Origin of the sequence: Richelia intracellularis HH01, assembly GCF_000350105.1 — a bacterium.
Lineage (GTDB): Bacteria > Cyanobacteriota > Cyanobacteriia > Cyanobacteriales > Nostocaceae > Richelia > Richelia intracellularis.
Map to the genome: position 1 here is coordinate 81,259 of NZ_CAIY01000038.1, position 12,472 is coordinate 93,730.

Here is a 12,472-nt window from a genome sequence, read left to right on the forward strand (position 1 = left end):
TGCATAGATGTGGTATAGCAGATGCCTCTATAAAAGAGTTAGCCGTTTGGCAGTCTTCCTACCAAAATTTCCGTAATAAGGTTGCTATCAACTATTTTTTCTTTGGTTATCTCCTCATACTTTTTCACTTTGTCCACACCCTCTAAACAAACCAAAAATCCAAGAATATTTACCTCCCAAGGGTATCTGATTAATAAACAGCCTCCGGTATGAACCCACTGACTTTTCACTACATCCTCTCCTCACCTCAAGGTTGCTAGTAATTGCTCCAAATGGTAATCAGGTTTTTATATTATTTTTGATGTTGCCTATGATTCCTCTGGATTCTTTCATAGACTGATTGTATAAAATTATAAATACAATAAACAAAAAATACATAAAAAACTATCCGCTCTTAAGTCAGATAAGAGTATCTGATTTAAGAGCGGCCTAGCAGGTTTTCAAGTTGTAGCCAGACTGCCGGGAGGAACTCTAGGTCTAGTCAGTGATTTAGGTATAGTTATCCTAAAAAAAACTAACAATTACCCTTGGAGAACAGCCCCGGCCCACAGTCGGATAATTACAACCTTATGGCCAACGCATTTACTACCATCAATCATGGGCATCACCTCCTTTTTCCTAGGCGGTCTTATATTTAAAACAAATCCTAATTGAATTTGAAATAATTCAATATATGGGCTATTGAGCTTATGTATATTGCCCAATCATTTCCACTCTAGCACATGAACTTAGATATAGGGAAGATTTGTATGCAAATTATAGAATTGTCCTGATATGTTAGGGTGTTATCACCATTACCATTTTTCTACTGATACAGTATATATGCAGTTCTAAAACTTTCAGTAATTCACCGTTCACAAACTTACAATCTTAAATTCAGCTTTGGAGAAACTTACCTATACACAAATTGTTATTGGGTTAATCTCTCCCTTATACTCACTAGTTTCCCTACTCTTTCTTCTTGATAATATAAAGACCAAATTAGTATTTAGTCTTTATATCTTGAGTGGGACTAACTTACTTAATAATTTGGATATTAGCAATCACAAATAAATAAATCGGATGTATGGGAGCTTTCCAGTTATTAATTCCACCAACAACAAGCCTGGAAAAGTTGTAATATCAGCTACAAATCAAAAGATAGAAAATACTAACTTTGCAGGCTTATTATTTTTCTTATTAGCCTTAATTACAAATTATAAGAAATAAAACTGCCCGAAAAGATAATTAACTTATAACTATCTGCTGCAAATAGCCAATTACCCCTCCGGGCCAAACAAATAAGTATTCTAGCTCAAGGTGTTGATAGCATAATCGATATAAGTATTTGCTTCACCAGCAGCATCACCATTTAGGCCATGATTAGCCTTGATGTATTTTAGAGCTTCAAGGTACCAACTAGGAGACAATTCAAAGGTCTTGTTAATTTCTGCTAAACCGGCGACCAAATAATCATCCATAGGACCAGTACCACCAGCAACCAGACAGTAAGTGATCATCCGTAAGTAGTATCCGATATCACGTACACACTTAGCCTTACCGGCAATAGTAGAAGCATAGCTGGGACCTTGCATTTGCGTAGTGTAAGGGAACTTGTTATAAACAGCTTGAGCTGCACCCTCTGCAAGTGAGGTGGCATTTGCACCTAAGCTTTTTGCTGCTTGCAAACTGGCACTGGCACGCTGAAAACGACCAAATGCAGATTGTATTTCTGTGCTTGACAAGAACCGTCCTTGAGAGTCAGCAGTTGCTACAGCCTCGGTTAGGGGGGTTTTCATTAGTTTAGTCTCTCCCTTTTGACAAACTTTTGGTTAATTATTATTTTTTCACCGACATTAAGGAATGCCAGCTTTTGATTAATTTACTTACACAACAGCAGCAGCAGCTCTATCAAAGTAGCCAGAAATTTCGGAAATCAAAGAACTGCAATCTCCTCTGCTGATACCATTAGGATCATTCGCAATCGCGATTGCAGCCTCCTTCATTTTTTGTACACCTACTGCTACAGAAGCACCAGGAGTTCCTAATGCCAAGTAAGTTTCACGCAGACCATTAAGACAACGATCTTCTAGAACACTAGCATCGCCTGCAAAAGTTGCATAAGTGATATAGCGCAAAATAATTTCCATGTCACGCAAGCAAGCAGCCATACGACGGCTGGTATAAGCATTACCACCAGGAGCGATCAGTTGGGGCTGTTCAGCAAATAATGCACGAGCCGCATTAGCTACAATGGAGGAAGCACTGCTAGTTATGCGGTTTACTGCGTCCATACGCTTGTTACCGTCTGCAACCATTGCACTTAAGGCATCCAACTGAGAAGCACTAATATACTCCCCTCTTGCATCAGCTTGGGAAACTACTCTTGCAAATGCATCTAACATTGATTGAATCTCCTAGTATTTTTGACTAAGAATTATTGATCTGAAAACCGAAAAACATCAGTCACTCTCTGACACCAGGTTGTCTGAGCAGATGGGAATAAGCAACAACAAATATCAACTTACCAGTCTAAGGTTTATTGGCTTGTTGCTTAAATCATTTTTCATAAAAGTTCATATTAGTTACGAAGGACTAAAACATCTTGCCAATAAAGAGACTAGATAATAGCTGAAACAAGCTATTTACCCTTCCAAATTTATTTTAATACAATGCTATCGCACCCTTTTATATCTTACAAATTATTGCGATATTACAGTTTCTATTTACATTGTATTAGGTAATTATTATGACTCCAGAAAAATATAATAAATTTGAAATTATATTACATTAAATTTTCTGGATTGCTTATTAAGCTATAAAGCTAAAAGAAGCAAGAATATATTTAAGCTAGCTAACAGAAGATAGACTTCTTTCTAAATCAAATAAAAAGCCATGTATGTATTCCTCCGTCCATTCTTCTCCATAAAAACGCTTAAACATTCCTCGTGCAGGGTCTTTGTCTGCTCGATAGCGTGTATATTGCAATTGAGCTTCTTTAATAGCTTGTAGATTATGTGGATCCTTCACTGGTTCTGCCTGCTCGGCAAAGTCAAGATAGGCTTGTAAATAATCTCTAAAAGCTTCAAAAACAATGGTTTCTACAATCCTTGTCTCTTTGGGGCGGCTCCAGAGAAATGCAGGCGAAAAAAATAGTTGTGCCTCTTCTGGAAAATCTCCCCCCCAACTTAAACGTTCATGATAGGCGTGAAACATAGGTAGGATAGGCTCAGTATACTTAGCTCTGTATTTAGCCTCATCCCTAAAGAGAGGTTGCATATCTAAGGCAATTAAATTACCCCCGGGTAGAGTTACTAGATCTGCCCCAAAAAATGGTAGATCGTAATTCAATTGTGGAAAAATTACAAAATTTAGAACTTGTAGAGCTTTTCCTCCTTGCACATGCGCAGCACGTATCTGCCGTAACTTAGGAGTTCGGAAAGCATAACTGCTTGTAACAACTGTTTCTTGATTTTTTCCTTTGCCAACGATGGCAGACTTAGATTCAAATTCCCTAGGTATAGGATAAGGAGCTAAATCCAAGCGTAATTTAATATAGGAAATAGCATGATCTAAAAATGGTTGGTAGAGAGTCATTATTCTGCACAATAATATTTAAGGCTAAAATAATCACCACTATAAATACAGTTAATGAGTCGCTTGTAGGAATAGGTTCATAACATAATAAAACAGAACCAATACATTTATAGCGATGCAAAAGCTCCTGGCTTTTTCCTTTCTTTACTAGGAAAATTATACTGCTTGTACTTGATTAGTCTCTTTTAACTGGATTTTGCTCATAATAACAAGCTACAAAAGGATCAACATAAAGTCTCAGTTATATTTAACTAACTGGCTGTGGATAAAGGCACAGCATCCTCAAATAAAAACTCGTAAAGGAAGCGTTCTGACCAGTCATGGCCAAAGTAACTACTAAATAACCCAGATGCAGGATCCCTTTCTGCACTGTACTGATCGTAATCTTTCTGTGCTTGAACGATGCGCTGGATATCTTTTGGATCTGCTAACTGTTGAGCTTGCTCAAGCATTTTCCAGTATAAACTTAAATATTCTTTATATGCTGTAAATAGCCGTGTAGCAATTATTTGAGGTTCCGTCTTGGCGAAAAGTAAATACTTGGAAAAATACTGATTGGAATCATAAAACTTCATGCCCAAATTCTGAGTCAGATCAGGGTACTTATCGTGTAATACCTTTAACTGTTTTATATATTTTTGTTGGTATACCTCATCACGAAAAAGGGGTTGGAAGTCCAAAACTATTAAGTTTTTAACCTTTCCAAAAGATAGGAAGTCAATACCCATTATTGGTATTTCGTATTTATGACTGGGATATATTACGCCATTAAATATTTGAGCACTTTCTCCTGCGTCAATATAAGTGTAGCGAATTTTACGTAATTGTGAGCACTGATAACACCAACTACTTACGGTAGCAGGGTTTTTTCCCCTTTCACTGACTCGCGATTCTAGTCCTTTGGGAATTGGCCGCCTTTGCAGGTCGAATCTTGCAAACAATTCTTGTTCCAAGTAATCAAGAAAGGGTTTATACATGAAGCCATGACTCATAGCGTCTCCAACATCCCTAGCATAGAATACTATAAAAACCCTTGTCTTCCGTTTAATAAATAAAGCAACAATCCGTAATATGTAATGACTTAAGGAATGTTAGACAAGACAATATAATCTTGTTGTGTTGTTTTATCTTACTACTTAATTAAAGTAAGTTGCCGTTGGATTTTCAATTCTTATATTCTGGCCGAATTCTTCTGTACCATCTCTTCAAGAACATCTGGAGTGATGCAGCGCCGTTCTGAACAATAAGTCATAAGTTGAACTCCATTCATCATCCGAACTGTACAGACGCGAACACGAAAATCATCAGTAATAAACCAGCATCTTTCTTGACCTTGACTGTTACCATATTCTGTATTAATGGTTAGAATACCATCTTTCCCAAACCAATACCGACAAATAACTGGTATCTTCTCAACATAACCCTCATTACGTATGAGTTTACCAAAAAGTCCCGTTTCATCATCAGGAATATCAATGAGAATGGCTGCATAATCGGGATTAGGTTCATCATTATCCAGATTTGCTTGCCATAAAAAACTTGCTCCTCCTTTAGCCTTAACTGGATTTACGTTTTGACTATTACAAACTTGTTCAATTTGTGGATCGTTTGGTTCTATTACCCGAATAACCAAATTCGATTCTCCTGATTCGTCAGAAACTAGGTCAAAATGATGAACTGTACGCTGTATGAACCAATTACCCTCACTTTTGCGGAAGAAATCCATCATGGTCATTGGGGGGATTAGTTGCATTGGCTATTTTTGCTTCCTCATTTGTGATTTAATATATCAACGAGTTTACGTCACAATGATACTTAAAATATAAACTTACTTAAGAACCGCAGGTATCAATGGAAAACTCTACTGGCCATAATCTCAGGAAATTTTATAGGGACATTCTACTATGAATAGTACCCTGGCTATGATCCCCCCTATCGTCCTTATTAAATTTTCTCGTGGGTTACGCCTCCCAGAGTACGGTATTCTACTAGGGTTATAAGTAAAATCCATATTTTAACTTACTTGTATATTTTCCCCCATTAGTAAATTTCATGGCTAATAGCCAGATACAAATTAATCATCCAGATAATATTAACCAATAAAATAGTAATTAAATCTAGTAATTACATCAAATCGGATATGTCGGAAATTATAGAAGCTCTTAAAAGAGGGTATGTAAGAAAAATAGGGGATTTGTCTCAATTAGACTTGAGTAGAGTTAGCCTAGTTGGTGCCTGCCTGAGTACAACCAGCATGATTGGAGTTAATTTTATTGGGGCAAATTTAAGTGTAACCGATTTACGTGGGGCTGATTTACGTGGGGCTGATTTACGTGGGGCTGATTTACGTGGGGCTGATTTACGTGGGGCTGATTTACGTGGGGCATTTTTAAGTAGGGCAAATCTTTGTCAGGCTAATTTGGCTGGTGCAGATTTAGATGAGACTAGACTACAAGTTGCATATTATGACACGCAAACTGTTTGGTCTGAAGGATATGCTTATCAAAACTCTGGGGCAGTAGGGCCAAAGGCAAACTTAAATGGAGCTTATCTGAATACTGCTAACTTAAGGAATGCTGATTTACAAGGAGCAAATTTTCTAGGAGCCTACTTAAGTGGTGCGGACATGACAGGGGCTAATTTGAAAAATGCCTGCCTGAGTGGTGCTAATTTGCAAGTAGCTTTTTTGGCAGGTGCCTGCTTGTGTAAGGCTCGACTTAATGGTGCTGATCTAAGAGGTGCTGACTTCCGTGCAGCAGACATGACTGGTGTAGAGATGGAGCATGTTCAAAGCATTGCTGGGGCAGACTTTACTATGGTTCAGGGATTACATAAGGAGACAAAAGCTCAACTTAGTACTCGCCATTTTACTGAATTAGATGTTTGGAATGCTTATACCCGTAAGACTACCCGTGATAGTTTAGTGTAAGAAGTACAAAGTATTTGAATAGTTCTAGCAAGTATTATTTTTTTAAGGTCTTGGGGGTTAAAAAATAGTAATCAAAGTGTAAAAAGAATTACTCATTTACTATTGACCAAATGTTCTGAGACTAGTCAATAACTACTTTCAGTATGCTAACTCTATATTGCTGGTTCTGAACCTTACTAATGTAAAAACTTCATCGAAGTCTAACTCTTATCTTTTGGATTCTCTATTATTGGAAATACAGTGAAACCTCTGATATTCTTAATTACAATCAAGTTAATAGGAAGAATTTTGAAAAATTTCTATTGAAGATAATGTTGATTCGACGTAAATCGCAGTTTTAAAAAACCATTGTTATTTGCAGAGGTAAAAAAACAACTAACCCCATTTGGGGTTAATCTTAAGCGAAAATATTGGGACTAGATCCTGGATATTTGTAACATGCTTTATAGCAGCTCTAATATTCCAAATTATTTTACTACTAATGTAAGCGACATTAACTGTTTTTATATGATTTCCAAGTTATTTAACCTATAGTAGAATCAATCATTTTTAGCTTTTCTATATTTATATCTATATTTATAAATGAGTAAGCCTACTATTTCATAAATGTAGTTATAGGTAGTAATTACATACATGATTACTCATACTAAATCATGTATAAATTGCCAAAAGTAAAAAGGGCAATATGATTACATCTTTGCCCTTCAAATATGAACTTGAACATGTTCTCAGTAATTTTGCTCTGTGTTTCTATTGCCAGATATAGATGAGGAGAAATAAAATAATCCAGATCACATCCACAAAATGCCAGAACAGGGAGGTAGCATTAACCCCAAAATGACCCGTATCATAATTACCAGGGGAAAAAGAACGTACTAAGATAATCCCTTGTAAAATTACTCCCGTAAAAACATGCAAGCCATGAAAACCAGTGAGTAGGTAGAACATACCACCATAAACACCAGAAGTAAAACCAAACTCTAGATTGCTCCACTCAGTAGCTTGCCCTAATAAAAAGTAGGTTCCCATTCCCATTGTTAATAGTAACAACAGACGAAATCCTGTCAGATTATGCTTTTGAAGAGCACATTCTGCCAAATAAATGACAAAGCTACTAGCTACTAGCACCACTGTATTAATTGCAGGATCTTGAACTTCTAACCCTAATATACCTGGTGGTAACCAATTAATGGTTGTGGTTTTGTAAACAATATATCCAACAAAGAAGCTCAGAAAAATTACACTTTCTGAAAGGAGAAAGACAACAAAGCCAAACATCTTATTGGCTTCTTCATCATGGCCATGTTCGCCATCTGTTTGATTGGGAGAAGATTGTAACTTCTTAGAGGTAATATAACCATCCATTGTTTGAATTTGTGATGAAAATGAAGAAATTCAAATGAGGAAGATGAAAATATAGAAATAACATCCTTAGCAAGTAAAAAGGAGTTATAACAACCTTCAATCTTTAATACTATAGATATCTGGAGGGTATCTTCCAGTTAGAGGAATCCATAATTATGGATTCCTTCTCTCCCTAATTTTGAGAGGTATAATGCTAAATACAAGTGAAGTACAAAAAGTTAAGAGGTCAAGAAACTAGTAATCACTATTAATTATGGTTTTGAGCCTTCAATTACATCCTTGTATAACCCATTAGTACTATAACTACCCCAACAAAACTTTCTACCTTTTTTATTTCTGTTCTTAACTTAACAGCCAAAGTTGATTTACTGTGGATTAGTAGGTGCAATTAGTGGTTCTGACTTTCCATAGCCATATGGTTCACTAATAATGGTAGGAATTTCCTCAAAGTTTTCCACATCTGGTGGAGAAGATACAAGCCATTCTAAACCAATTGCTCGCCAAGGGTTGTCTGGTGCTTTTTCTCCATGCATCCAGGATGCTACCATATTAACTATAAATGGCAAAGTAGAAACACCTAATAAGAATGCACCTAAACTGGCAATAGTATTCCAAAATATATACTCTGGAAATGGAGGATACGAGGAAACACGACGTAGCATTCCTTGTAATCCCAGGGGGTGCATGGGTAAAAAATTCAAGTTAGTACCGATAAATGCCAACCAGAAGTGTAATTTTCCCCAGCTTTCCATATACATTCGACCAGTCATTTTGGGGAACCAGTGGTAAATCGCAGCATACATTCCCATGGTGACAGTACCATACAAGACGTAGTGGAAGTGACCCACAACAAAGTAAGTATTATTGACATGAACATCCACAGGTACAGAGGAAAGCATTATCCCGGTAATACCTGCAAACACGAACATTACTAATCCACCTAATGCAAAAGTCATGGCTGTATTTAGCCTAATTTTCCCACCCCAAATAGTAGCAACCCAGGCAAATACTTTAATTCCGGTGGGTACGGAAACAAACATAGTTGTTAGCATGAACAGGATCCTCATCCACCCAGGGGTACCGCTAACATACATATGATGTACCCACACAATACCACTTACCAAAGCAATTGCCATGGAGGATAAGGCAACTACTTTATAACCAAATAAAGGTTTGCGGGAGTATACGGGAAATATTTCTGAAAATATACCAAAAATAGGTAGAATGATTACGTACACAGCAGGGTGAGAGTAAAACCAGAAGTAATGTTGAAAAAGAACAGGATTACCACCTTGGGCGGGATTAAAGAAGCTAGTCCCAACAGTTAAATCCATTAGCAACATTACTGCACCAGCAGTTAAGGCAGGTAATCCAAACAACTGTATGATTTGGGCGCTAAATACAGCCCATACAAAGATAGGCATCCGAAAAAAACCCATCCCAGGGGCACGCATCTTCACAATTGTAGTAACAAAGTTAACTGCACCCATAATGGAAGATACACCAGAAATTGCCACTGCTAAAAGCCAAAGAACTTGACCATTAATTAAATTCCCTGTGGGGTTCTGGATACTTACTGGAGGATAAGCCCACCAACCTGCCTGTGCGGGTCCACCAGGGATGAAAAAGCTGCTTATAAGCAAGATGCCTACCACCGGTACCATCCAAAAAGCAGCAGCATTAAGTCGGGGGAATGCCATATCCCTGGCACCAATCATTAGTGGTACTAGGTAATTAGCTAAACCGACTAAAGAGGGAAAGGTCCACAAGAACAGCATTACTGTTCCATGCATGGTGAACATACCATTGTAAACAGTCCGATCAATTAAGTCTGAATCAGGGGTTAAAAGTTCTCCCCTAATTACCATCGCTAAAACACCACCGATAAGAAAAAAATAAAAGAGAGAACAAGGTATTGAATACCAATCACCTTGTGATCTGTACTAAAACTAAAGTATCGTTTCCAGTCGTGAGGAGATTCATGGTGATGAACTTTGCTGGCGACACTTATACTGTCAGCATGAATGTGTGTCATTAGTAACTGTCCTTTGAACGGTCATAATTGACCATAGGAGGGTTAGCAGGTACAACAGTCGCCCAACCAGATTTGACCGGCTGACTAGATAAATAAGCATATTCTGAAGCTGCTTGATTATTCGCAGGATGAAGTCTATGGTTTGCAGCTTTTGCTAGCCAATTATGGAAATCATCAGTTGATTCTACTACTACATCCGCTTGCATAGTAGCAAAATACGTACCACTATACTGAGAGTCAGTAAGTAAATATTTGCCTTTCCGGATAGGAGTAAATTCAAAGTCTAGGATTTTGTTGGGAATAATATCTTGCTTTACTCGAAAGGCAGGAATATAGAATCCATGGAGAACATCTTCAGAGGTTAATGACAAATGAATTCTATAGCCTGTAGGTAAATGTAGTTCTGTACTAGTAATGTTTCTTTCTGGATAGTGAAAAACCCAAGCCCATTGTTTGGCAATTACATCTATATCCTCTACATGCTGATGCGATTCTTCTTGGGGAGATGCATATGCTAATTTCATTATCTCTGGCGTATGCATCGATTCTATAGGTTCACGAATACCCATTTGGTCATAGATTTGGTAGCTATAATTAGCTATCCATAATACTAGAAGTATGGGAATGGCTGTCCAGACTATTTCTAAGGTAATACTACCTTTAATGTTAGGCCCATCACTTAAGTCATTCTTCTGTGCACGATGGAAGAGTAGGGAATACGTTAAGGTTCCAGCAATTCCGAGGAAAATAAAACTGCCCAGAGTTACCAAAAAACTAATCAAATTATCTACTAACTGAGATTCTGCTGCTGCCTCTGGAGGTAACCAAGAATAAGCTTGTTGTCCAATCCAGAAACTAATGGCACTAATGGCAGTTGTACTGATAATGATGCCTATAATTTTGGCGATTTTCATGGCCCACAATTGATTTGGGTGTGAGTGATAATTTATTTCAACATATCGTTGAGGTCTTGACCTGAGCGCAGTAAGCTATCAGCAGTATTATGTATGCCAAATTCAGCAGCCATTTGTGCTCCCAATGTCCCATGAACATACATAACAAACATGATTGTTGCTCCTGCAAATAGATAGAGCCACTGTACTTGCCTATCTTCTTGTTTACGCCAGACAAAACGCTGTAATCCGCGCCAAACAGCCATGGCAAGGATAAGGATTAATAAGAATACTCCGCCCATCCCGTGCCAAAGTATAGTTTCCATAGCCGTCATTCCCCAAGCACTCTTGATATCAAGGGGTACCTCAGCTAACATCATCTCGTAAAAACCAGCAGCAACTGTAAAGGAGGTAATTACCGCTGCTGCAAGTATATTGTACCAACCAACATCAAAGAGGTTTTCTCTTTCTACAGGAACAGAAAAATACTTGAAGATAAACTTGCTAACTGGAAGGAATACACCCACTGCATCAAACAATATGGCAATTATAAATAAACCAAGAGTAAGATGGACTAGGTTCGGGTGAATAGGAATGCTATAGGGCAGCCCATTCGCACCTACTACATTAAATTGTTCTAGTAGTTCAGAGTTCATGGTAAAAAACCATCCTTTACCGCTTCAACAACTGGCACTGTATGTAGCCCATAAATCCAAACTAACTCATCTCCTAAGAAAACTTGGAAACCAACTATTAAGGTTAAGATTAGTCCGACTCCGAGATAAGCCAGTGGTAATTTCTGAGGATTTCGAGAACGAATAACATATCGCCATGCAGTAATGGCAGCAATAATTCCTGATAAAGACCAACCTATCAGGGTATGCAAATTTAAAACTGATTTTACAATTTCGTATGGTTTTGCCAAACCAGCTTCAAATTGTCCAAGGATAATGGCAACAAAAATTGCAATTGTAGCTAAACACATATTCCACCAACTCACCTCGAAAAGACGAGAGTTATTAGTTAAATAACCAATTGCATCACAGAAAACCGCGAACAGTACCATTGCTATCACAAAGTGAACCACAATGGGATGTAAGGTATCTGGATAAGGTAAATTGTGTTCATTCAAAGAAGTGAGAAAATTAAACATATTGCTCTCCTAACCATATCAAATACACCTAAAAACAACTTAAAAATCGGCTAATTTACACTGCATAAAATGTATTAATTTGATGCATGTGGAGAGAGGGTCAATATTTTTTCAAATGTTATCATTCCTTAGATTATATAAATTTACTTGAGCAAATTAACTTTAGGTTAATTAAATAAAAACCAGAAAAGAATGGTTGCTGATTATAGAATTCAATTCATTGTCAGAAAATAATGTATGTATACCGCAAAAAGAATATGGCAATCATATTGAGCAAATAAATACCGTAATTTTACTAATACAAATAATTTTAAATGATTGATAAGAAGACCTTAAAGTTGAGAAAAGATAAAAAGCAAAGAATATCGTAAATATTCTAAAATGCTATATAATCTTTGAAACTTATGATTTAGAGCCTAATGGGTATGATTTGCTTGGAGATTAAAAACTAATTTTGGTCGTCAATGAAAATATAAAACTATACTAGCAATATTGAAGTATAGTTTTATATTTTTATTATC

The 12,472-nt window shown here is 37.1% G+C and carries 11 protein-coding genes and 1 pseudogene; 1 reads left to right on the top strand and 11 read right to left on the bottom strand.

Annotated elements, in window-relative coordinates; translation table 11 throughout:
* Window positions 1–38 precede the first annotated feature (38 nt).
* The 6 genes from RINTHH_RS10125 to RINTHH_RS04690 form a co-directional block, all read right to left on the bottom strand.
* Window positions 39–230, bottom strand: a complete 192-nt coding sequence (locus RINTHH_RS10125) for a hypothetical protein (protein WP_008233492.1) — start codon at window positions 228–230, stop codon at window positions 39–41.
* 1,059 nt (window positions 231–1,289) lie between these two features.
* Window positions 1,290–1,778: a phycocyanin subunit alpha gene (cpcA, locus tag RINTHH_RS04670; RefSeq protein ID WP_008233494.1), complete on the bottom strand. Its 489-nt coding sequence runs from the start codon at window positions 1,776–1,778 to the stop codon at window positions 1,290–1,292.
* 87 nt (window positions 1,779–1,865) lie between these two features.
* Entirely contained in the window at window positions 1,866–2,384 is a 519-nt protein-coding gene (locus RINTHH_RS04675; RefSeq protein ID WP_008233495.1) for a phycocyanin subunit beta, read from the bottom strand.
* Between the two features lie 445 nt (window positions 2,385–2,829).
* Window positions 2,830–3,576, bottom strand: a complete 747-nt coding sequence (locus tag RINTHH_RS04680; protein ID WP_008233496.1) for a phycoerythrobilin:ferredoxin oxidoreductase — start codon at window positions 3,574–3,576, stop codon at window positions 2,830–2,832.
* 251 nt (window positions 3,577–3,827) lie between these two features.
* Window positions 3,828–4,553: a 15,16-dihydrobiliverdin:ferredoxin oxidoreductase gene (locus RINTHH_RS04685; RefSeq protein ID WP_008233498.1), complete on the bottom strand. Its 726-nt coding sequence runs from the start codon at window positions 4,551–4,553 to the stop codon at window positions 3,828–3,830.
* Window positions 4,554–4,747: 194 nt separating this feature from the next.
* Window positions 4,748–5,329: a phycobiliprotein lyase gene (locus RINTHH_RS04690; RefSeq protein WP_008233499.1), complete on the bottom strand. Its 582-nt coding sequence runs from the start codon at window positions 5,327–5,329 to the stop codon at window positions 4,748–4,750.
* Between the two features lie 387 nt (window positions 5,330–5,716).
* On the opposite strand from RINTHH_RS04690, the gene RINTHH_RS04695 reads away from it, so the two are divergent.
* Window positions 5,717–6,505 carry a pentapeptide repeat-containing protein gene (locus RINTHH_RS04695; protein ID WP_008233501.1) on the top strand — a complete coding sequence of 263 codons (789 nt, stop codon included), beginning with the start codon at window positions 5,717–5,719 and terminating at the stop codon, window positions 6,503–6,505.
* Window positions 6,506–7,255: 750 nt separating this feature from the next.
* Here RINTHH_RS04695 and RINTHH_RS04700 read toward each other — a convergent pair.
* From RINTHH_RS04700 to RINTHH_RS04720, 5 genes and pseudogenes are all read right to left on the bottom strand, one after another.
* Window positions 7,256–7,870, bottom strand: coding sequence for a cytochrome c oxidase subunit 3 (locus RINTHH_RS04700; RefSeq protein WP_008233503.1), 615 nt, complete (start codon window positions 7,868–7,870; stop codon window positions 7,256–7,258).
* Between the two features lie 365 nt (window positions 7,871–8,235).
* Window positions 8,236–9,905: pseudogene (gene ctaD, locus RINTHH_RS04705) on the bottom strand (cytochrome c oxidase subunit I).
* Window positions 9,905–10,819: a cytochrome c oxidase subunit II gene (locus RINTHH_RS04710; protein WP_008233506.1), complete on the bottom strand. Its 915-nt coding sequence runs from the start codon at window positions 10,817–10,819 to the stop codon at window positions 9,905–9,907. Before RINTHH_RS04710 ends, ctaD begins: the two are co-directional and overlap by 1 nt.
* Window positions 10,820–10,851: 32 nt before the next feature.
* Complete coding sequence (locus RINTHH_RS04715) at window positions 10,852–11,454, bottom strand: DUF2231 domain-containing protein (protein ID WP_008233507.1); 603 nt, start codon at window positions 11,452–11,454, stop codon at window positions 10,852–10,854.
* Complete coding sequence (locus RINTHH_RS04720; protein ID WP_008224825.1) at window positions 11,451–11,951, bottom strand: DUF2231 domain-containing protein; 501 nt, start codon at window positions 11,949–11,951, stop codon at window positions 11,451–11,453. Before RINTHH_RS04720 ends, RINTHH_RS04715 begins: the two co-directional genes overlap by 4 nt.
* Window positions 11,952–12,472: the final 521 nt, after the last annotated feature.